Here is a 22,479-nt window from a genome sequence, read left to right as displayed (position 1 = left end):
TACATCATGACAACATCTAAATACACAAATAGTAAAGCAAAATTACTGACGGTTTTGATCTTATCTTTTGTCGCATGGTCTTGCAAAACAGAGAAATTGGTCAGCAACCAGCATCTTGCGCCGAACTTACCAGAACAATACCGCGAGCAGATTAACGCGCCGCAGGAAACTAGTATAGGCTCTATTCCATGGCGTGATTTTTTTACGGATCAGGTCTTACGAACCTTGATCGATAGTGCTATACAACATAACTTAGACATGCAACTGGCACTGAAAAATATAGAAGCGTCTCAACTGAGCCTCAAACAAGCAAAGGCAAACTATCTTCCCACGGCCCAATTACAGATCCGTGGAAATAGCACTAATCCGTCCAATAACAGCATGAATGGATTGAGCCTAGGGCAGTTTTTAGGCCAACATCATGTGGAGGATTATACAGCATCCTTAGGTTTATCGTGGGAAGCCGATATATGGGGTAAAATCAAAAACCAAAATATCGCCGCTTTAGCTTCTTATCTGCAGACAGAAGAAGCTAAAAAAGTAATCCAGACCCAATTAATTGCACAAGTTGCTCAAGGCTATTATCAACTTCTTATGCTTTATCAATTGCGTGATATCGCCAAAAAAAACTTGGAATTAAGTGATACAACCTTACGTATCGTGCAGCAGCAATATGAAGTCGGTGACATTACCCTGCTTGCTTTGGAACAAGTGGATGCGCAGCGATTGGCCGCCGCCGCCTTAATTCCTGACTTTGAACAACAGATCCATATTCAGGAAAATGCTATTCAGACTCTTAGTGGAAAACTTCCACAGGAGATTCAATTAACGGAGAAATTGTCGAACATTCAATTTCCTGAAGACTTAGCAACGGGTATCCCAGCCGATTTGTTAAGTCATCGTCCCGATGTCAAACAAGCGGAACTAGCTATCACGGCTTCACAGGCTTATCAGCAATACGCAAAAGCGCGGATGTATCCTTCTTTGGTCATTAGTGCTGAAGCTGGTGTAAATGCATTCAAGGCAAGCAATTGGTTTAACTTACCTGCGTCGTTATTCGGTGCAATTACAGGAAGTATTACACAGCCGATTTTTCAGCGTAAGGAACTGAAAACCCAGTATGAACTGGCACGTGTTGAACAAGAAAAGAACGTCTTGATTTTCAAGCAAAAAGTAATCTCAGCTGCTGGGGAAGTAGCCGACGCGCTAATTTCAATTAAAAAATTGAAAGAAAAACAACGGATTACATTGGATAGAACCAACCGGTTGAAAGAAGCTACAAAACATGCGAACCTTCTATTTGAAACTGGAATGGCCACCTATCTGGAAGTAATAACGGCCCAGAGCAACATCTTACAAAGCGAGCTTGAGCTCGCTCAGGTGAAAAAAGCGGAGCTTGCTGCTGTTGTTGATCTTTATCGGTCCTTAGGCGGTGGATGGAGCAATAATTAAGGCTTTAAACAAGCATTTTCTAATTTTATTTATACATATCTGGTAGATGGGGACCCTAGGGTCCCCTCTTTTGTGTGCTACAACAATATACGGCTGAGTTCATCAAATTGATATTTCAGTAGGGGCTTTATACGCTTCAGCAGAAATTTGTCGTCTAATACTAAAAGAAATTACAAAATTTGTATAGATTTCACCTAGAAATATAAGTTAAACGAATGCGGGATATAACGATCTATAAAGACGAGAATAATCTAATTAGTAAAAATAAAAAAAGGCTGATATTCACCTTTCTTTCCTTTCTGCTCATTTATTTGGTCGCATATATTATAGATCCTTTCTCGAGTTGTTGGAATGGCTATTTTCAAAGAAACATGTTCGAAATACTCGGGGAGTGGACTTTTACGATCATCTACAGCTTTATCATATCCGAATTCAGCATCATTGTCCATGACAAACTTGACAAGTTTTTAACTTGGAAAGATAGCCCGACGGAGCGACTGCTACTTGAAACCGTCATCAATCTCTTGACGGTATTATTTATAAACTTACTCTTGGAGTACCTCATCTCAAAATATTACGTTGGTCCCCAAAATGTTACTATAGCACCATCGTTGGAGGAAAAAAGGGGCATGATACAAAATATTACAATTAGTGTTTTGATTGCGCTCATGATAATGGGTATCAATATCGGTAGTCATTTGATCACCAACTGGAAAAATGAATCCATGCGTGCCGCTAAGCTCGATCAGGTCATTCTAGAAACAGAACTTCAATCGTTAAAGTTACAAATCGACCCTCATTTTGTATTTAATAACCTGAGCGTACTATCAGAAATCATTCTCGAAGACCAGCAATCAGGTTACGAGTATGCAGAAAACTTCTCCAAGATATATCGCTACCTTCTTGTCAATTCTAAAAAAGATATTATCTCACTCGAAGAAGAGCTCAATTTTCTAAATTCATATATATTTCTTATCAAAAGCCGATTTGGCGATGGAGTTAACTTCGAGATAAACGTTAACCCTGCCAAACGCAATTTCCAATTGCCACCGCTCACCTTGCAGTTATTGGTAGAAAACGCTTTAAAGCATAACCAGACAAATAAGAAAAAACCACTGAAAATCAAAGTATATACCAACGCCCACAATCAACTTGTTGTTGAAAACATATTAATTCCGATTGAGCGTGTCTCCGAATCATCTGGAATCGGGATTTCAAACATCATTAAAAGATACGATTTGCTTTCAAACTTAAAATTGCAAATTAATAATGATGGAAAAACATTTAATGTAATCCTCCCACTTTTAGCGCAAGCATAATGAGTATAATGAAAGTACTAATCATCGAGGACGAAAAACTCAATGCAGATCGTTTAAAACGACTTTTGAAGGAAATTAAGTCATCCATCGTTATCTTGGATGTATTGGATAATATCGCTGATAGCATCAACTGGTTTAATAGTAACGAGCTTCCGGATCTCGTGATGATGGATATTCGCTTATCCGATGGTTTAAGCTTTGAAATTTTAGAAACCATAAAAATAGACTGCCCAATCATATTTACGACTGCATTTGACGAATATGCGGTGAGGGCTTTTAAATTCAATAGTATAGATTACTTGCTCAAACCTGTCGAAAAAATAGAACTGGAAAATGCCGTCCAAAAACTCGATCATCGGAAAGATCTGCTGATTAACCAACAACCGCTTCAAGGTTTACTGGATTTTATCTATCCGAAAGATTTTCGCTTGCGTTTTCTAATCCCTTTCAAAGACGGTTTTAAGACCATCCTCGTGGAAGATGTATTATATTTCTACTCAGAATTTAAACTTACCCATGCCCAGCTTAAATGCGGCACGGTCGAAATCGTACCGCAAACCATGGAAGAACTCGAACAGCAATTAAATCCGAAAGTATTTTTTCGTGCCAATAGACAATTCATCGTGCACATAGATGCCATCAAGAGATTGCACAATCACTTTAACGGAAAACTTAAAATAGAAATGAAAAATAACGACGAAGTGGAAATTCTTGTGAGCAGAGAAAAAGCGCAGCTCCTGAAAAATTGGTTAGACTATTGATAGCGGATATAAAATACACTTAAGACCAATCAAACACTATTATTTTTCTGCATCTGCTTGATGGTCAAAACTGACCTATCCCCTTCTTTTGCGTGAAAGAAAAAATTAGCTTTCCTTACGCAGAAGAGCAAACATTAATCCATCGCGTAATTATCTTCAGCAAAAGCAGGCTATACAGCTTTAGGTCTTAAAATTCAGATCATCACTTTGACGGTTCAGTAAGCAATTGTAACGTCTCAGTCTATTTCTATGCCTAGCGGCTTTGAAGTTTTGTTTTCTTTGCCTCATTATACAATGATAAAATGGCACAAAGAACGATGACTTTAAAACATTTCCTTACACTTATTACAGCAGTAACATTATTATCGTCCTGTGGAAGCAATCAGGAACAACCGCAAGAGCAAGCAGTTACTGTTGACTTTATGACATTATCTCCGACCCAGGCTGAAACCGAAAAAAAGTACCCCGGCTCGTTAGAGGGAACTGTTAACGTCGATATCAAAGCGCAGGTAACGGGGTATCTGGAACAAATTTATGTCAAAGAAGGTGACTATGTATCAAAAGGACAAGCGTTATTCAAAATTAAAGCTGATGTCTACAACGAACAGGTAAACAACAGCAAAGCGGCCTATCAGGCGGCCTTATCAGCCGAACAAAACGCTAAAGTGGAGATCGAAAAAATTAAACCACTTGTCGAAGGTAAAGTGTATACTGAATTACAATTAAAAACTGCAGAGGCAAATTATGCCGCAGCAAAAGCACAGGTAGCGCAAGCACAGGCTGCACTGGGTTCGTCTCAGATAAATGCCAAGTTTACGCTGATCAACGCACCTGTAAGCGGCTATATCGGCCGGATCCCCAACCGGATCGGAAATTTAATTACCGCAGCAGATGCGACACCATTGACAACGTTATCAGAGATCAATACTGTAAATGTCTATTTTTCATTAAGTGAATCCGACTTCATCGCCTTCATCAAAGATCAAAATAAAAAATCTTCTCATCAGCAAGCAACACTATTACTCGCGGACGGAACACGCTACAACCACGCCGGAAAGGTAGAGGTAGCCAGTGGCAACATCGACAGAACAACCGGAAGCATGGCACTGAAAGCAAGTTTCATCAATCCTGAAAAAATTCTACGTTCAGGTGGATCGGCGAAAGTAATCTTAAAAAAAACGCATGAAAACGTATTATTGATTCCTATGGCCGCTGTGAAAGATATTCAAGACCGCTACTTCGTTTATGTTATTGGCGAAAAGAACAAAGTTTCTATGAAGCAGATTGAAATTGCAGGAAATACCGCCGATGCCTATTTACTGAAATCTGGTCTGAAGACAGGTGAAAAAATCGTTATGAACCGAATTGACGTGCTTAACGATGGCATGCAGGTTAAACCATCTCAGAAAACCAACATGTAACAAGGTTCGCCGTCCATAACGAGAACGGAGCACTGAAGATTTCTTTTTATGTATGCCTTGGAACAATCCCGGCACAGCAAATTCAGTATTCCCTTTTTAAAAAAAATGGTACTTAAAGCTTTATAAAATTCAAACTAAAATGCTAAAAAAGTTTATTGACAGGCCAGTTTTGGCGACTGTTATATCGATCATATTTGTCATACTAGGGGTAATCGGTCTGTTTAGGCTACCTCAAACGCGATTCCCAGATATTGCTCCGCCGACGGTACAGGTTACCGGAAGCTATCCGGGAGGAAATAGCGAAACCGTATTAAGATCGGTAGTTACCCCGCTTGAAGAGCAAATCAATGGTGTGGAAGATATGGAATACATTACGTCTACAGCTAGTAATGACGGTACGTTCTCGGTACGTGTTGTCTTTAAAGCAGGTGTAAATCCAGATCAGGCAGCGGTAAATGTACAAAACAGGGTACAGCAGGCCACTCCCATCTTACCACAAGAAGTTGTACGAATGGGATTAACGACCTCCAAGCAACAAAATAGTATGATCATGATATTCAATATCTATACAGAAGATAATAAAAAATATGATGAACTATTTTTACAGAACTATGTGAACATCAACCTGATCCCACAAATCAAACGCGTACCCGGGGTCGGGCAGGCTATGGTATTTGGTTCCAAGGACTATTCGATGCGTGTATGGTTGAATCCGCAGAAAATGGCGGGTTATGGACTTGTACCACAAGAGGTTATTGCTGCAATTTCCAAACAAAGTTTGGAATCTGCACCTGGAAAATTAGGGGAAGAATCAAAAGCACCACTTGAATATGTCATACGCTATAAAGGGAAAAAGAACCTTCCGGAACAGTATGAAAACATTATCGTTAAAAACAATGGCGTCCAGATCGTTCGTTTAAAGGATGTCGCACGTATTGAATTTGGATCAATAAGCTATAGTGGTAATTCGCAAAATAACGGCCTCAACACCGTTACCATTGGTATATTCCAGACATCAGGCTCCAACGCCAATGAAATTGAGATCGGGATCGATAAACAGATTGAAATAGCACAACGCTCTTTCCCTCCTGGGATCAAGATTTTTAAATTGATCAGTACCAAAGAACGCTTGGATGAAAGTACGGCACAAGTACGTTCGACATTGATTGAAGCCTTCATTTTGGTTTTCCTCGTTGTATTTTTGTTCCTGCAGGATATACGGTCGACTGTTATTCCAGCAATCGCAGTTCCCGTAGCTATCGTAGGTACTTTTTTCTTCCTGCTGGTGTTTGGCTTTACCATCAATATATTGACGTTATTTGCCTTAGTACTCGCCATTGGTATCGTTGTCGATGATGCAATTGTCGTTGTCGAAGCAGTACATGGAAAGATGGAGACTTCCAATTTAACCGGTAAGCAGGCTACCCATAGTGCCATGAGTGAAATCACAGGAGCTGTCATCTCCATTACCTTGGTGATGTGTGCAGTTTTTATTCCCATTGGATTTATGACAGGTTCATCGGGCATGTTTTATAAACAGTTTGCCTACACCCTTGTTATCGCCATTGTGATCTCTGCGATCAATGCCTTGACTTTAACACCAGCACTCTGCGCGTTATTGCTTAAAAATACGCACGCCGAAAATCACGATGGGCAGAACCCAAAAACAGGATTTTCTCAACGTTTTTTCAAAGCGTTTAACGCTGGCTTCGAGAACATGACTAACCGATACGTTGGTTCATTAAAATTCCTGGCAAAGAAAAAATGGATTTCGGCACTTTTGATCCTGGCTACAATTGGCGTTGCGGGATATCTCATGACAAGCACTTCCAAAAGTTTTGTACCGATGGAGGATGATAACTTTGTTGTATACAGTTTGGAAATGCCCCCAGGAACGGGACTTGATCGAACTACAAAAGCAGTAGAAAAAATCGAAAAACTACTTGCCGATATCCCTTCTATTGAAAGCCATACAAGTATTACTGGATTCAATATGATCGGCAACAACTCCAGCGCAGCCTATGCAACAGGATTTATACGCCTGAAAGATAAAAAGAAACGTGGTGAAATGAACGATATCGATCAGATTCACCAAGTGATCTCGCAAAAATTATCCAGTGTCAAAGAAGGTAATGCAATGGCCTTTCGCTCCCCTCCTGTTGATGGTTATGGTATGATGAATGGCGCGGAACTCGTTTTGCAGGACAGAGCTGGTAAATCGCCGGTAGAGCTGAAAGCAATGTCCGACTCCGTTATTGCGCAGATAATGAAACAACCAGGGGTGCAGCTTGCCTATACCATGTTCAGAGCAGATTATCCACAGATGGAATTAGAAGTAGATGAAGACAAAGCTGCCCAACTTGGCGTAGATGTCAGTGAAATGCTTTCGTCCGTTCAAACTTACTTTGCTGGCGACCAATCATTGAATTTCAACCGCTTCGGAAAATTCTATCGGATAGCAGTAAAAGCAGACGGTATTTATCGAACTGATAAAGAAGCCTTCAACGAAATATTTGTCAAAAATAATCTTGGCCAAATGGTTCCCGTGAATACCTTGGTTACCCTTCGTAAAGTATATGGCCCTGAATCGGTAACCCGTTATAATTTATACAATTCACTCACGATAAACGTGGTTAGTACGCCTGGTATTAGTAATGGTGCGATCATGGAAACATTGGAGAAAAATGTATTGACCAAGTTACCGGGAGACTATAGCTACGAATGGACGGGACTTAGCTTAGAAGAGAAGTCTTCGGGCAATCAAACCGTACTTATCCTAGCATTAAGCTTACTATTTGTATATTTCTTACTATCAGCACAGTATGAAAGTTATTTATTGCCCCTTGCAGTCCTGTTATCAATCCCAACAGGTATGATTGGCTCTTTCCTAGGAACACGTGCTATTGGACTGGACAACAATATTTACGTCCAGGTCGGCTTGATCATGCTCATCGGTCTTTTGGCGAAAAATGCCATTTTGATTGTTGAATTTGCTTTACAGCGGAGAAGAGCAGGCTCTTCACTCATTGATTCGGCTTTGGAAGGCGCAAGAGCGCGTCTACGCCCAATCTTGATGACTTCATTGGCTTTCATTGCGGGTATGGTACCCTTGATGTTTGCTACCGGCGGAACGGCTACAGGTAACCATTCCATCAGTACAGGAGCAGCAATGGGTATGTTAAGCGGTGTTATCCTTGGGGTAATCATCATACCATTACTGTACCTGGTGTTCCAATATTTGCAAGAAAAAGTTTCGGGTAACAAGCTTACGGACAATACAGTACAAAATACAAACGATTAAAATGAAAAAATTTCATAACTATATAACAACTTTCGCAGCCAGCGCCCTTTTATTGTCCTCATGCAGCGTGGGGGAAAAATACACACGTCAAGAGATGGTGCTGCCCGAAAATTTTAAAAATAGCGCGGTTGTCCTGACGTCTGATACGCTACAGCTATCCTGGAGCAAATTTGTAAAGGATCCCTTGTTGACATCACTCATTGAGAAAGCATTATCTAACAATACAGACGTCAATGTTGCACTTCTCAATATGCAACAACTAGCACTCGCGTACAAACAGTCTAAGAAAGGGTTACTGCCGACAGCTGACTTAAGCATTGGAGCGAATAGAACCTGGTTATCGAGCAACTCCTTAAATGGCTCGCTGAGCGATCAATTTATAGGAACGCCCTATATGGACGATTATAGCGCCATGCTCAGAATCTCTTGGGAAGCCGATATCTGGGGAAAGGCAAGATTGCAAAAAGAAGAATCCATGGCTAACTTTTTTGGCCAAAAGGAAAACTTATCGGCTTTGAGAACTCGGATTATTGTACAGGTCATCCAGTCCTATTATAATCTAATCGCTTTGGATGAGCAGCTTAAGATTGCACAAAAAAATGTTCAACTGAGCGATAGCACGCTTCGTATGATACGTCTGCAGTACAATTCATCAGTGGTCAGTTCGCTTGCCGTAGAGCAAGCAGAAGCACAGAAGAAAACTGCTGAATTGTTAATTCCCCTAGCCTATCAAAATATGGAAGTTGAAGAAAATGCACTGAGCATTCTTTGCGGAAGTTTCCCTGCGCGCATGCGACGTACAGCAAGTTTAGATGATACCATTGTTGGCGATGGACTTGCCACAGGAGTACCGGCCGAACTCTTGAGCCGCAGACCTGACGTCAGAGCTGCAGAATACGCCGTTGCTGCAGCCACAAGCAGAATGGGGCTAGCCAAAGCTGCGATGTACCCTTCTCTCAGTTTGACACCCTCCATTGGGATAAACTCCATTCAATTTAATAAATGGTTTGATCTACCGGGTTCGATCGTAAAAACAATAGCCGGGAATATTGCACAGCCAATTTTTCAGAAAGGTGCTTTAAAAACAAACTATGAAATATCGGTTATCGAACGTGAGAAGATAGCTTTGCAGTTTAAACAGGCGGTTATGGTCGCTGTTTCAGAAGTTTCTGATGCCTTGGCGAAAATTAAACACACAAAACAGCGACTTCAGCTCATCCATGCAAAATCAAATGCACTTGGCAAAGCTACTACTGATGCAACATTGCTTTACAAAAGTGGAATGGCAAACTATCTGGAAGTGATAAATGCGCAAAACAACGCCCTTCAAAATGATTTGGAATGGATTACAGTAAAAAGGGAAATGCTAAATGCGACTATAGATCTTTACCGTGCACTGGGTGGAGGAACAGATTGAATTGTGAAGAAGACATGTTGAAAATAAAAATGCGTATCATTTTCAGCAAAGCCTTATATTTATCAAACGGTTTGGCTTTTGATTCCCAACCCGTCAAAATAGATCGAACAATTTATTATACATTACATTAAATAGATATTTCCGTTATGAACAATACCGATACTGAAAACAAATTTGTTAACCAGCAGATCCAATACCTTGAGTTTGTATCAAGTGACCTTGAACGTGCCAAAGCATTCTATACGAAGAGCTTCGGTTGGGAGTTTACAGATTACGGACCGGAATATACATCTTTTGGAGGAAAATATGTTGACGGTGGCTTTACGCTCGGCGCCCCAGTAAACGGCAGCATTCTTGTCGTTATCTATGCAGACGATCTGCAAGTTACGCGCGATCAGGTTATCCGTGCCGGCGGCACGATATTAAAAGATATTTTTAGTTTCCCGGGCGGAAAAAGATTTCAGTTCCAGGATCCTGATGGATATGAATTAGCCGTGTGGACGATAGAATAAAAATATACATTTCATTATAAAGCCCCCATGTTCTTCTGATATGGGGTGCTTTATAGTTTAAAACTAAGCCTTTTTAGCTTTCTGATGATTTTTATTTTTATTCCTACTGAAACGCTTCTTCTTATTTTGCGGATTTTTTTTGCCAGGGTTGTAAGTAGGTCCCACTTCGAACCCATCCGGCAATGGTAGCTGTTCAATCGGGTAGCCTATTAAATTCTCAATCTGAGCAAAACGATTTTGATCTTTCTCATTGACAAAAGTAATAGCGGTTCCCGTGGTCGCTGCCCGAGCGGTACGCCCGATACGGTGAACATAGTCTTCCGGGTCTGGTGGAACATCATAATTAACGACCAAACTGATCCCCACAACATCGATACCACGAGAAATCACATCGGTCCCTACCAATACCCGAACTTGACGAGAACGGAATCTGCCCATGATATCTTCCCGTTTTGACTGTTCGAGATCCGAATGGAAACCCTCGGCATCAATTCCTTGCTTCTGTAATTCCTGAGCAAGAAGTTTGACCGTAGTTTTTTGGGATGCAAAAATAATAACCGATACATAGTTCGGATCCTTCAATATGGATTTCAGGAGCTCCATTTTTTGTTGATCATAGACAAGATATACACGTTGATCTATTCCTTCCGAAGGTTTGGAAATGGCAATATTGACTTCCACAGGATCTTGCAGGATTTTTCGGGCAAAGGACCTGATTTTCACTGGCATAGTTGCTGAGAACAAAAGCATCTGCTTTTTCTTCGGCAGATAACTTACAATACGTAAGATATCGTCTTGAAATCCCATATCCAGCATGCTATCGGCTTCATCCAACACAAAGTGCTTTAAATGAGTGAGATCAATCTTCATGGAGGTAAGATGGCTTATCAACCTTCCTGGGGTGGCTACAATGATATTTACCCCCTCTCGTATAGCGCGCTTTTGCTGCTCGTAGCCCATACCGTCGCCCCCACCATAGATGGCTATGGATGTTGCACCTGTATAATAAGACATGCCCATAATTTGCTGATCGATTTGCATAGCAAGCTCCCGGGTCGGAACAAGGATAATAGCAAGAATGGATTCCCTTGAATCCCGTGCTATCGCATCGAGGATCGGCAACATATAAGCCGCTGTTTTACCTGTACCTGTCTGTGCGCAGGCAATCATATCTTTTCCCTCTTTAATAATCGGGATGGTCTGTTCTTGGATCGGCGTAGCCTCCTCAAACATCATACTTTCTAAGCCTTCTCCCAAAGCTGGAACAAAGCCAAATTCATCAAATCTCAACGTATTGTTTTTATTGTTGTGCCCTAAATTACTAAATCTAATTCATAAAAGTCTAAAATTAATACCTATAGCTCGTTATCTTATTCCAAACAACGTCGCCATGGGACTAATCCACGCGGATAAATAGGGATGAAGTTGAACAAAACAATTGTACTGCCCATTATTGTAAGCCAGACATAGGACTATTTTTGTAGGTGAAATTAATCGGTAATTTGATTTTTGTTTGCAGATGACACGACACTCAAAACAGTATAACCGAGCAAGCCTGCGCAAAAAGAAGCGATCAGCACGGCAAACTTTGCTTCCTCAATTAATATGGTATCATCAAAAGAAAGTATGGAAATAAAGATGGACATCGTAAAACCTATTCCACCCAATAATCCTACACCAAAAATCTGCTTCCAGCCAGCTCCTTCAGGTAATTGTGCAATCTTCAGTTTTTTAGCAATGAAACAGATCAAGAATATTCCAATTGATTTACCAGCGATTAGACCAAGGATAATACCAATACCCAATTTTGAAGTCAATCCACCAATCATTTCGCCATGAATTGGAATCAGTGTATTTGCAAAAGCAAATAATGGAATGATAATGAAATTGACAGGCTTGGCCAACAGATGCTCCAGTTTTTCCAGCGGAGATTCTTCCGCGTCTGGTGTTGTTGGCAACGTCATGGCTACTAGTACGCCCGCTATTGTAGCATGAATACCAGAATGGTGCACAAAGTACCATATAAACAGTCCCGGAGTTAGGTAAGCCCAGATGGCCTTAACACCCAATTTATTCAACAAAATCAAAAATAGAAAGATACCTATAGCAATAAATAAATAGGTCGCATGAATACCATTGCTATAAAAGATCGCAATCACCAATATAGCAAGTAGGTCATCAACAATGGCCAAAGCAGCCAAAAAGATCTTAAGACTGGCAGGAACTTTATTTCCAAGAAGCGTGATAACGGCTAAAGCAAATGCAATGTCTGTTGCCATGGGGATACCCCAACCATGCACAGTCGAGGCGCCCTGGTTCAATGCAAAATAAATAATAGCAGGCAGAAGCGCACCGCCAATTGCAGCTAATATCGGCAGGATTGCCTTACTAGGGGATGAGAGTTCGCCTTCCACAATTTCGCGCTTTATCTCGAGTCCTACCAACAAAAAGAAAATAGCCATCAAACCATCGTTGAGCCACAATAACCACGAATATTTTAAATGAATTTGCCCGCTATTAAAACCTACCTCCTGATTGAGAAATTTCATTACACTAGAATACAATGGCGTATTTGCTACGATCAAAGCTAGAATAACACAAGAAAAAAGGATAATTCCGCCCGCAAAGCTGGATTTTAAGAATTCCCTAAAGACAGTTAAATTGATAAGTTTTGACATGATTGAATATCTAAAAAATGCTCACAAAGGCTCACAATATACGATTTTACGGCCATTTATGGAATATACCCCCTATTAATGCACATTCTTATTAAAGGGTTAACGAGTAATTATCTAAATTTTATGAGCAATAAATGAGCCGAGCACTTGAAATAAAAAAGATATCATGGTAAGATGTTTGTGTTATCTATTAAAATTTATAAAAAGCGCAGTGATTTTACCAAATTAATTTGACTTTGTTGTAAAAAATACTTAGCTTGCTACTATAGTTAATAAACCGTTTATTATGTGCAAGAAGTGGATTTTCATGGTGCTTCTTTTCGTAGCAAATTTTACATATGCGCAGACGACAGAGGATAAAACCCAACATTCAGGTTCCCATTACATTATTTTAGCAATAATCGCTATTATTGTCATTGTTTATATATTGTACAGGAGGCAAAAGAGGAAATTTAATGAATAAGGGAGATCATTTGATCTCCCTTATTCATTAAATTTCCTCCCATGTATCTCAAATCCCCTACCGATCTTTCAATACCTACCAAGCCCTTAATGCCGAATTGGCTCATTGGTTTGCGCTAACCGCTGCGATCCAGTATTCGCTGGACAAGCAATATCGTCCGTTGCGTCGTACACGAGTTTCTTCCCATTCAACTTTGCAATTAATTCCTGTGGGACATACACCTGCACTTTTGTCATTGAATACCCGCTTGGAAAATAACGGACATAATAACCATCGGGATGAAGCGTCCAAATTCCACTTGGCACATCCGCACGAGGTTCGGCCATACCGGCCATTATTGCATATTGTTCAAAGTCTGCATAGGAGTAATTTCCCGAAGATACCAATTGTCGAATATTATTTTCCGCTTCAAAGATGGTCTGAACCGCTGGAGGCATCTGGTCTTTGGCTTTTTGGACAACATCAAATGGCAACACACCGAGAGCCCCACCTTCCAAATGCAAAATTTGTTCAGCGGTTAGTAACTTTAAGGCTGTCTCTTTCACCGACCCCGAATAATCAATAAATTTAGTCTTCGCAATAATTGTCCACAATAACATCTGTATGTCCGACTGTGCTACTTCCGGGTGCTTTTCAGCACTCTTTAAAATGGCAATGACTACCTCTCTCTTTTTGCCCAGTGTAGGCGCATACATATAACCATCACCTTTTGAAGGTGCATAGGTACCCGCTTTCAAACAATAGCTCTTATTGGTCATTTCAAAATGTCCGGCTTCCAATATATAGCCATCACTTCCATTTCTTTGTAGATTTTCTAACGGTTTGTAAACTGCCGTATTTTGAAAATCGGGCATTTGCTCCCCTTTCCTATCGACATCTTCAAAACTGGTACGGATAGCTTCCGGTTCTTTCAGCAACTTGTCCAGCCCCAGCATCTTGCTTCCCTTTGAAGCAACAGCTTTGCTCGCTTTGTCTAATAACCCTCCAAATTGAGCCGAGGCTCCTTGAGTATGAAAGATAAATGCAACAGCGAGGATAAAAACACTTTTTATTCTATTTCTTTTCATAATTGATTTCATTTCAGCTCTCGTCCACAAAAAAGAAGCCAATTTAAACCACGAGCACTATAATTTGCAATTTATCCATTCAGTCGCATCGCAGCATATTGCGTTCCACATTTCATTTCAATGATTGTATTCCAGTCAAAAAAAATTCACCGGAGACTATTTTTCCATAAGAGCTGTAAAAAGCTGATTTTTGTAATAGAATTATCTTAAATTTCTCCATATAACTGATGCCCTTGAATAGTTAAAAATACAATATTTAAACGTATCTTTGCAGCATGATTAATGTGTCAAATCTCTCGCTTCGTTTTGGTAAACGTATACTATTCGAAGATGTCAATTTAAAATTCACACCTGGAAACTGTTACGGTATTATTGGTGCTAATGGAGCAGGTAAATCTACTTTCCTAAAAATTATCTCCGGGGAGGTTGATCCTTCGACAGGTTCAGTGGCATTCACCCCGGGTGAACGCATGTCGGTATTAAGCCAGGATCACTATGCTTTCGATGAGTTTACTGTTCTTGAAACTGTTATGATGGGTAACCAAGAGCTTTACAAAATCATGAAAGAGAAAGATGCCATTTACATGAAAGAGGATTTCTCCGATGCCGACGGCGAACGTGCCGGCGAATTGGAAAGTCTTTTTGCCGAAATGGATGGCTGGAATGCCGAATCCAATGCTGCAACTTTATTGAGCAGTTTGGGGATCAAAGAAGAACTACACTACAAGTTGGTTTCTGAAATCGACGGTAACCAAAAAGTCCGCGTGCTCTTAGCGCAGGCATTATTTGGCAAACCTGATATTTTGATTCTGGATGAGCCTACCAATGATTTGGATATTAATACCATCGCGTGGTTAGAGGACTTCTTGGCAAGTTATGAAGCCATTGTTCTTGTGGTATCCCACGACCGTCACTTCTTGGATGCAGTATGTACACATACAGTGGATATCGATTTCGGTAAGATGACAATCTATACGGGTAACTACTCGTTTTGGTATGAATCTTCTCAATTGGCGTTAAAGCAACGTTCTGATCAAAACAAGAAAATGGAAGATAAAGTGAAAGAACTTCAGGAATTTATCCGTCGGTTTTCAGCAAATGCTTCTAAATCCAAACAAGCTACTTCTCGTAAGAAAGCATTGGATAAGATCAATATCGACGAGATTAAGCCGTCTAACCGTAAGTATCCTGCCATCATGTTCAATACCATGAATCGTGAACCGGGAGATCAAACGTTACATGTAGAGGGATTGAGCAAAACAGTCAATGGCGAGGTATTCTTTAAAGATATCACGTTTATGATTAATAAAGGTGATAAAATTGCTGTGCTAGGTCCAAATTCACTGGTTACCACCGCATTCTACGATATCCTGACGGGTAGAGATACCGATTTTGGCGGTGAATTCAAGTGGGGTGTTACGATCACTCCTGCCGATATGCCAATTGAAAATGCAGAATTCTTTGAAGGTAAAAATGAAAATTTGGTCGACTGGCTCAGAAACTATACCACTAACCCAGAAGCAGACGAGCAATTTATACGTGGATTTTTAGGGAAAATGTTGTTCTCCGGTGAAGAAGTTATGAAGAAAGTATCTGTACTTTCTGGAGGAGAAAAAATGCGTTGTATGTTCTCTCGCATGATGCTTCAGGGCGCCAACTTCTTAATTTTCGATGAACCGACCAATCACTTAGATTTGGAATCCATTACCGCATTAAACAACGGTATGTCTGATTTTAAAGGGTCAATGTTGTTCACATCCCGTGACCACGAATTGACTGAAACGGTTGCAAATAGAATTATCGAATTGACACCAAAAGGTATCATCGACAAATTGATGACTTACGATGAATACATCAATAGCGATGTGGTAAAAGCGCAACGTGCAGAAATGTATAAATAAGATAATTTATCCCAATTTAATAAAGGCTCCATAATTTATTTTATGGGGCTTTTTTGATGGGCAATAAAAAAGCACTGAAGGGCTCAGTGCTAATCGCGATTGATAGAAAAGATTTGAGAAAGTGCTGTTTGTAATTACTGAAATGAAGATTTGACCACGCGCCAGCCCAACTGTACGGAGACAGCACAATGATCAGATAGATCCTGCCCGCGTTCGTTCTGAAAAAGCCTTTTTTGAACTTGATAATTCTTAGCCTCAAAGAGTAGATGATGATCATTGCGGTAATAAATCTTATCAATTCCTTCGCAATCTTCTGTCAATTCGAGCGCTGATTTAGCTTCAAAATCAGCCTGAAGATGAGGAATAATACCCTTATTCCGCAAGCTTACCCAAGCATCTACCAAACCTAAGTCCTGCTGAAAGGATCTGATGTTATCCAGCTCGTCTGCATAGTGTGCATTGAAGTCACCCATAATCAAAAGAGGTCTTCCAGCCGAGTACTTTTTAATATAGGTTTTCAACTGATTAATATTCTTCTGCCGGGCAACAGTCGCATTCTGATCATCCTGAGCTGTAGCATGTACATTATAAACATCTATAAATACTGCTTTGGCCAATTGAATTCGAGCATAAGAAAAACCTTTAGGAGTGAGACAATCTGCACCATTACAATCGGCCCAAGCTACGCGCTTAAATTCAACAATAGGGTATTTTGAAAGCGTACTTAGGCCATCTCCAAAAGGTACTCCACCCATGTTTGCTGTGCGGTAACTGTGTTTATTTTCACTGTAAAGAAATTTGTTATAATTAAAGTCTTCTTGTACATTGACTATGTCAAATGCATTGATTCGTTTTCCGATGGACCTAATACTTGAAGAACGCTCGGCTACAGCACTGGAAATCAATTCAGGAAGACCAGCGATGTTGTATGTTAACAAATTGAGCCTTCCGTAAACCGCTTCCGGCATGTCCGCATACACCAAACTACTAAGCTTCGGTTGATGTTTAGGTTTCAACTTAAAACCCAGTATAACACCAGCAGACGCACAGATAAACAAGAGGAGAATCTTTCGAAGATCCTTCGGTCTGATTTTTCTTTCGAACAATAGATTTAATAACATGGGCAGAATATTTTGTTCCTTACAAATCTACCCTAACAACATTAGCTTAGTTCTCATTTACAATTAACTTTCCTTTTAATAATTATACACAAATCATTAAAAACTAATAATTTATAAACACTATAATGACAAAAGATTAATACCGCCATAAAGTATGCATTAAAGCTTTCAGCTATTTTTATACAACCCCTAATAAGAATAACATGAGAAAGGTAGCATTCTTTACAGAAATACTCGTTGAGGATTTCGACGGAGCATCACGGACAATGTTTCAACTGATCAACCGTATCGATCAGCTGAAATTCAACTACTTCTTTATTTATGGTGGTGGCCCGGTACAATTTAGAAATTTTCAATCGTACAAGGTACCTTCATTCAAAATACCCGTCAATGACGATTATTGCCTAGCTATTCCACAGCTTATCAAAAAGAAACTTGAGCTCGCTTTAGATAAATTTGCTCCGGAAATAATCCACATTGCAACACCTTCCCTCTTAGGTTTCTTTGCCCTAAATTACGCCAAACGGAAGGGTATCCCCGTACTTACCATCTACCATACACACTTCATTTCATACATTGCCTATTATTTTAAAAATGTCCAACCATTGGTCAAACCAACGGAAAAATGGATAAAAAAAGCAATGAACAACTTTTACAATAAATGTGATATTGTTTATGTCCCAACCAAATCCATTCTAAATGAGTTGCGACAAATCGGTTTACAACCAGAAGGACTAAAGCTCTGGCAAAGAGGTATAGACACAGGCCTATTTACTCCCCATAAAAAGAATATCGCCTACATCCAGAATATCACACAGAATGACAAACCGACAATCCTTTTTGTCAGTCGTATTGTCTGGGAAAAAAATATCAAAACGCTTATTGAAATCTATCAACAAATACAGACACAAAATCTTGATTATAACTTCATTGTTGTCGGTGAGGGAACAGCGAAAACAATCGCGATGCAACAGATGCCTCAAGCCATTTTTCTGGGAAAGAAAAATCATGAAGAACTCGCGGTTCTGTATGCTTCAGCAGATGCTTTCGTCTTTCCTTCCGTTTCAGAAACATATGGTAATGTTGTTGTCGAAGCCTTAGCCTCTGGACTTCCTTGTGTTATCGCCGACGGGGGTGGTTCGGCCTCGCTAATCCAGCACGGTAAAAATGGTTTTAAGTGCCATTCTGAAAATCCAACGGCCTATGTTCATTACCTCAAAAAGATCTTGTCTGACGCTAGGTTAACAAAGAATCTCGTTACCGAAGGTCTCTTGTATGTGGAGTCCTTGGATTGGAATAGTTTATCTGCTCGCTATTTCAAAGACATTGAATTGATGGCAGAAAAAACACATACAATAGATTTGGCATGGGCAAATTAACACAACTAAGTAAACTAATCAAAGGCATCTTTCTATTTTTGGTTTTAACCTCTATTGCTATATTTTTAGCTCAAAGCAATTTAACTGCAATAAAAAAAGAACTGTCATCCGTGGGTTATCACTTCATCGTAATTCTTTTTACAACTTTTGCAGCCTATTCTTTCGGAACCTTAGCTTGGTGGATTTGCTTGGGAGCCGCAAAAAAAAAGGTCAATCTGATCGAACTCTTTGCCATCCGCCAAATCGGTGAAACCGTTGGGCTATTTAACCCTACAAGTATTATTGGTGGCGATCTATTGAAAGCCGACTTGACAACCCGCTATAACATCCCCTTAAAAGAGGGATTAAATTCAGTAGCAATATCCCGAATTACCGCTGTACTATCTCAATTGACTCTTTTTTTGATCGCTATTTGCTGGTTGATACTATCTCCGTTAAAAAATGATGTTATATCTTACGCTGGCCCCCTGTTCTATATTATCTGTATACTTTTGCTATTAGTGATGATTTTGATATTCTACTGGTTAATAGTTACAAAAAATCCTTCAGAAAACAAGGCTTCAACAGCAACAGTACTCGGAAAAGCAAAAGCACAAGTTCTGTCGCTACTTTTGACGGTAAAAGACTTTTATCGAAATCAAAATAAAACTTTCTGGTATTCTTACTTACTCTTTGTACTTCATTGGACAGTTGGCAGTCTCGAATTCTATTATATTTTAAAATTTTTGGGTACCAATGTGCAGCCCATACATGGTTTAATACTGGATATGAGTGTCATCGTCCTGAAAAGCATAGGCGCTTTCATTCCCGGGCAGCTTGGCATTGAAGAAATCGCCAACAAGCTCCTACTTAGTATGGTTGGCATTACAGGGACCAGTATTTGGCTCAGCGTTTCTTTATTACGCCGCAGCCGACAACTCATCTGGGTAGCCATCGGATTTATATTTTATCTATTCATCAAAAAGAAACCCGCACATGTCTTCATCTGAAATAGAAATACTATTTGTCAGTCATAAATATCCACCAAATGTTGGAGGTATGGAAAAACAGAGTTTCGAACTGATCAACACGACAGCACTTTATTTGAAAGTACACACTTTAGTTTACGATAACAGCGAACCACTTTTAAAATTTTTCATTCAGCTAAATCGTCGCATTTTAGTTAAAATTAAGGATAATCCCAGCATCAAAATTATTCACTTCAATGATGGATTAATTGCATCCCTAGCCTCTTTTCACAAAGGCTACAACCATTTAAAGCGTGTTGTTACAATTCATGGATTGGATATAGTCTTTCCCCTTCGTTATTTTCAACGCAAAGTCATACCAAGATTCAACACATTTGATCAGATTGTTGCTGTGAGCCAAGCTACCGCCGACGCTGCGAAATTACGGGGTATCAACCCCGCCAAAATTATTGTCATCCCCAACGGTGTAGATCCTATACAAATCTCTGCTCAAGTCAATGGCACAAAAATAGAAAGCAAACCCTACTTTATAACATTAGGACGACCTGTCAAAAGAAAGGGCTTTTCGTGGTTGATGCAGCATGTGATCCCCGCTATTCAAGGTGATTTCAAATTACTAATGGTCGGCCCTTTCGATCGCAGACCTCGATGGAAGGAATACCTCTTAGATCTCTTTCCTAGTGGAATTAGTCACCTCATCACGCTATTCTTAGGCTTTCCGACCGATCAACGTTTGATCCGAAAACTGTTGAAATCATATCCCGAAAAAATTGAACATCTTGGAAAAGTGCCCTTCGAACAACTTAAGCATCTTTTGACCAACGCTCATGCCTTTTTGATGCCCAATATTGAAGTGTTGGGTGATATGGAAGGTTTTGGGTTAGTCTGTCTAGAAGCTTCTACCGCGGGAACTATCGTTGTGGCCTCCGAATTGGAAGGAATCACAAGTGCTGTTGCGCATCATTGCAATGGTCTGCTTGTAGCAAGCAAAGACGAAAAAGCATGGATTGAACAGCTCCAAGCTATTTTAGACAACCCAGTTCATTATAAAAAACTCAGCCAACAATTTAAACAAAATACTTTAGCACAATATGGATGGGATATTATGGCGAGATCCTACTGTCAATCATTTTTTGATTTATGCAACAAAACCACAAATGATTAAGCGTGCGACTTCTAAATTTTAAAACAACGTATATTGTATCAGCACCTTTCAAGACAAAGAACTTTCTTGTAATGGCTGGCTAGCCTTGTATAAAAAATCAATAGTGCTAAAACGCCACAACCCATTAATATAACACCCAAAGGTGAATAAAAAGTAAGGGCAATGTACAGCATAAATAGAAATAATCGCAGCACTTCAAGTGGAAAAACCCATCGTTCATGCTCTAGCAGTCCACCGATACAAATGACACTGCAGAGAATAAAACCGCCGCCGATAACGAGTTGTATCACTTGCTGATAATTCCCATAAAGCAAAAAGAAAAAAAGAAGGATCATCGTCAACATTGACTGAAAAAAAATATACCGGCTCAAGCCTCGTTTGTGAACTTGCGACTTAGTTCCAGCAAATATCCGTACTTCTAGCTCTTCGCGAATTTCTGGCTGTATGTCATCAGGGCGACCAAATATAGTTCGCATCTTATTTTTAAATCCTTTTGCCCGCTGAAATGATAAGCCGATTTCAAATAGATAATGAAAATGTTGCCAAAGAAAAGTGTATCGATGAATAGGCTTAGTGAGACCATAAACACAAGGCTGCTCCTTTTGTTCCGAGATAAATGTTCCAAAAAGCTTATCCCAAATAATTAGGATATCCCCATAATTCTTATCCAAATAAATTTCGTTACTGCTGTGATGCACGCGGTGGTGCGATGGCGTGACGAATACCCGCTCCAAGATTCCCAAATTCCCAACGGTCTGCGTGTGGGAGAAAAATGGATATACACCATGAACTAATAAAATAGTGGTCATCATAAAAGGTGGAAAACCCAAAAGAGGAATAAAAGCCCAAAATAGCGAACGAAAGACAGCCTGGAATATAGTAATGCGGGCTGCTACCGTAAAGTTATAATCTTCACTTTGGTGATGGACAACATGGGCTGCCCACAGGAGGTTTATCTCATGGCTGTATCGATGATACCAATACCAAAGGAAATCTGTAAAGAGAAAAAGAATAATCCAGGTCCAAAGATTAGCTTCAATATGAAATAGCGCAAAGTTTTGGTACAGCCAAACGAAAAAAAAGTAAAATAAACTCACGGAAAACATATCACACATACGCTCCACGATACCAACATTGAGATTTGAGATGGATTCATCAAAAGAATAAAAACACTTCTGCTTTTTGAGGCTATACCAATATTCCAACAGCATCAAGATTAAAAATAGTGGGATGATAAATGCCAAAAAATTAAGTTTCTCTGTATGCATGCAGTTGCTATTTTTAAAATAAAAACTCTACCTGAATTACATTTCAGAAGGAATTATCCTTTGCTTCCTAAAAAGACGGGTTCTCCTAAACTGGTTTTTATTAAACAATCAATTTTAAATCAGGTTTTTGAATTGCAAATTTTTAGATTGACGAGGCCAACCGCCGACACTACTAAACAAAAAGCGGAGTATACAAAAAAGTCCTCAAAAAATTCAAACACTTTTTGAGGACTTTTTAATACGTGGATAAGTGCTGTTTAGGACAGGATACCCCTTTAAAACCAAT

Annotated in this window: 16 protein-coding genes; 11 read left to right on the top strand and 5 right to left on the bottom strand. The window is 39.7% G+C overall.

What is annotated here, in order from left to right; genetic code table 11:
- Positions 1 to 6: 6 nt before the first annotated feature.
- The 7 genes from B2W36_RS17890 to B2W36_RS17860 all read left to right on the top strand — a co-directional run bounded on the left by B2W36_RS17890 (position 7) and on the right by B2W36_RS17860 (position 10,183).
- On the top strand, positions 7 to 1,452 hold the full coding sequence (locus B2W36_RS17890) for an efflux transporter outer membrane subunit (protein WP_293879287.1): 1,446 nt from the start codon (positions 7 to 9) through the stop codon (positions 1,450 to 1,452).
- 371 nt (positions 1,453 to 1,823) lie between these two features.
- Positions 1,824 to 2,771 carry a sensor histidine kinase gene (locus B2W36_RS17885; RefSeq protein WP_209574441.1) on the top strand — a complete coding sequence of 316 codons (948 nt, stop codon included), beginning with the start codon at positions 1,824 to 1,826 and terminating at the stop codon, positions 2,769 to 2,771.
- Positions 2,772 to 2,779: 8 nt separating this feature from the next.
- Positions 2,780 to 3,532, top strand: a complete 753-nt coding sequence (locus tag B2W36_RS17880) for a LytR/AlgR family response regulator transcription factor (protein WP_209575117.1) — start codon at positions 2,780 to 2,782, stop codon at positions 3,530 to 3,532.
- Between the two features lie 302 nt (positions 3,533 to 3,834).
- Entirely contained in the window at positions 3,835 to 4,953 is a 1,119-nt protein-coding gene (locus B2W36_RS17875; protein WP_293879290.1) for an efflux RND transporter periplasmic adaptor subunit, read from the top strand.
- 139 nt (positions 4,954 to 5,092) lie between these two features.
- Positions 5,093 to 8,254: an efflux RND transporter permease subunit gene (locus B2W36_RS17870; RefSeq protein WP_293889021.1), complete on the top strand. Its 3,162-nt coding sequence runs from the start codon at positions 5,093 to 5,095 to the stop codon at positions 8,252 to 8,254.
- A gap of 1 nt (position 8,255) precedes the next feature.
- Positions 8,256 to 9,671 (top strand): efflux transporter outer membrane subunit, encoded by a 1,416-nt coding sequence (locus B2W36_RS17865; RefSeq protein ID WP_293889019.1) that lies wholly within the window; start codon positions 8,256 to 8,258, stop codon positions 9,669 to 9,671.
- Between the two features lie 146 nt (positions 9,672 to 9,817).
- Entirely contained in the window at positions 9,818 to 10,183 is a 366-nt protein-coding gene (locus B2W36_RS17860; protein WP_293879296.1) for a VOC family protein, read from the top strand.
- A gap of 63 nt (positions 10,184 to 10,246) precedes the next feature.
- Here B2W36_RS17860 and B2W36_RS17855 read toward each other — a convergent pair whose 3' ends face one another.
- The 3 genes from B2W36_RS17855 to B2W36_RS17845 form a co-directional block, all read right to left on the bottom strand.
- On the bottom strand, positions 10,247 to 11,473 hold the full coding sequence (locus tag B2W36_RS17855; RefSeq protein WP_293879298.1) for a DEAD/DEAH box helicase: 1,227 nt from the start codon (positions 11,471 to 11,473) through the stop codon (positions 10,247 to 10,249).
- Between the two features lie 200 nt (positions 11,474 to 11,673).
- Positions 11,674 to 12,861: a Na+/H+ antiporter NhaA gene (gene nhaA / locus B2W36_RS17850; RefSeq protein ID WP_293879300.1), complete on the bottom strand. Its 1,188-nt coding sequence runs from the start codon at positions 12,859 to 12,861 to the stop codon at positions 11,674 to 11,676.
- A gap of 549 nt (positions 12,862 to 13,410) precedes the next feature.
- Positions 13,411 to 14,391, bottom strand: a complete 981-nt coding sequence (locus tag B2W36_RS17845) for a hypothetical protein (RefSeq protein WP_293889017.1) — start codon at positions 14,389 to 14,391, stop codon at positions 13,411 to 13,413.
- A gap of 275 nt (positions 14,392 to 14,666) precedes the next feature.
- Here B2W36_RS17845 and B2W36_RS17840 point away from each other — a divergent pair, with 275 nt between their 5' ends.
- Positions 14,667 to 16,292, top strand: a complete 1,626-nt coding sequence (locus tag B2W36_RS17840; RefSeq protein WP_209574457.1) for an ABC-F family ATP-binding cassette domain-containing protein — start codon at positions 14,667 to 14,669, stop codon at positions 16,290 to 16,292.
- 134 nt (positions 16,293 to 16,426) lie between these two features.
- On the opposite strand, the gene B2W36_RS17835 is transcribed toward B2W36_RS17840, so the two are convergent.
- The gene (locus B2W36_RS17835; RefSeq protein ID WP_293889015.1) at positions 16,427 to 17,413 is read right to left on the bottom strand and encodes an endonuclease/exonuclease/phosphatase family protein; all 987 of its coding nucleotides are present in this window, start codon (positions 17,411 to 17,413) and stop codon (positions 16,427 to 16,429) included.
- Between the two features lie 203 nt (positions 17,414 to 17,616).
- Between B2W36_RS17835 and B2W36_RS17830 the strand changes: the two genes are divergently transcribed.
- The 3 genes from B2W36_RS17830 to B2W36_RS17820 are packed head-to-tail and all read left to right on the top strand — an operon-like array spanning position 17,617 to position 20,925.
- Positions 17,617 to 18,792 carry a glycosyltransferase family 4 protein gene (locus tag B2W36_RS17830; RefSeq protein ID WP_293879307.1) on the top strand — a complete coding sequence of 392 codons (1,176 nt, stop codon included), beginning with the start codon at positions 17,617 to 17,619 and terminating at the stop codon, positions 18,790 to 18,792.
- Entirely contained in the window at positions 18,780 to 19,781 is a 1,002-nt protein-coding gene (locus tag B2W36_RS17825) for a lysylphosphatidylglycerol synthase transmembrane domain-containing protein (protein ID WP_293889013.1), read from the top strand. The genes B2W36_RS17830 and B2W36_RS17825 overlap by 13 nt, the downstream gene beginning before the upstream one ends.
- Positions 19,768 to 20,925: a glycosyltransferase family 4 protein gene (locus tag B2W36_RS17820; RefSeq protein WP_293879311.1), complete on the top strand. Its 1,158-nt coding sequence runs from the start codon at positions 19,768 to 19,770 to the stop codon at positions 20,923 to 20,925. Before B2W36_RS17825 ends, B2W36_RS17820 begins: the two co-directional genes overlap by 14 nt.
- A gap of 38 nt (positions 20,926 to 20,963) precedes the next feature.
- Here the strand turns inward: B2W36_RS17820 and B2W36_RS17815 are convergent, their stop codons facing one another.
- Entirely contained in the window at positions 20,964 to 22,193 is a 1,230-nt protein-coding gene (locus B2W36_RS17815; RefSeq protein WP_293879313.1) for a sterol desaturase family protein, read from the bottom strand.
- Positions 22,194 to 22,479 lie beyond the last annotated feature (286 nt).

The sequence above is a fragment of the Sphingobacterium sp. UBA3549 genome (assembly GCF_002376635.1).
In the GTDB taxonomy this organism is placed as follows: Bacteria; Bacteroidota; Bacteroidia; order Sphingobacteriales; family Sphingobacteriaceae; genus Sphingobacterium.
The sequence above is the reverse complement of the archived record's forward strand: the minus strand, read 5'-3'. Positions and strand labels throughout refer to the sequence as shown.

Coding starts and splice junctions, on each gene's coding strand:
- B2W36_RS17890 (WP_293879287.1), top strand. CDS start 7: ATGACAACATCTAAATACACAAATAGTAAAGCAAAATTACTGACGGTT.
- B2W36_RS17885 (WP_209574441.1), top strand. CDS start 1,824: ATGTTCGAAATACTCGGGGAGTGGACTTTTACGATCATCTACAGCTTT.
- B2W36_RS17880 (WP_209575117.1), top strand. CDS start 2,780: ATGAAAGTACTAATCATCGAGGACGAAAAACTCAATGCAGATCGTTTA.
- B2W36_RS17875 (WP_293879290.1), top strand. CDS start 3,835: ATGGCACAAAGAACGATGACTTTAAAACATTTCCTTACACTTATTACA.
- B2W36_RS17870 (WP_293889021.1), top strand. CDS start 5,093: ATGCTAAAAAAGTTTATTGACAGGCCAGTTTTGGCGACTGTTATATCG.
- B2W36_RS17865 (WP_293889019.1), top strand. CDS start 8,256: ATGAAAAAATTTCATAACTATATAACAACTTTCGCAGCCAGCGCCCTT.
- B2W36_RS17860 (WP_293879296.1), top strand. CDS start 9,818: ATGAACAATACCGATACTGAAAACAAATTTGTTAACCAGCAGATCCAA.
- nhaA (WP_293879300.1), bottom strand. CDS start 12,861: ATGTCAAAACTTATCAATTTAACTGTCTTTAGGGAATTCTTAAAATCC.
- B2W36_RS17845 (WP_293889017.1), bottom strand. CDS start 14,391: ATGAAAAGAAATAGAATAAAAAGTGTTTTTATCCTCGCTGTTGCATTT.
- B2W36_RS17840 (WP_209574457.1), top strand. CDS start 14,667: ATGATTAATGTGTCAAATCTCTCGCTTCGTTTTGGTAAACGTATACTA.
- B2W36_RS17835 (WP_293889015.1), bottom strand. CDS start 17,413: ATGTTATTAAATCTATTGTTCGAAAGAAAAATCAGACCGAAGGATCTT.
- B2W36_RS17830 (WP_293879307.1), top strand. CDS start 17,617: ATGAGAAAGGTAGCATTCTTTACAGAAATACTCGTTGAGGATTTCGAC.
- B2W36_RS17825 (WP_293889013.1), top strand. CDS start 18,780: ATGGGCAAATTAACACAACTAAGTAAACTAATCAAAGGCATCTTTCTA.
- B2W36_RS17820 (WP_293879311.1), top strand. CDS start 19,768: ATGTCTTCATCTGAAATAGAAATACTATTTGTCAGTCATAAATATCCA.
- B2W36_RS17815 (WP_293879313.1), bottom strand. CDS start 22,193: ATGCATACAGAGAAACTTAATTTTTTGGCATTTATCATCCCACTATTT.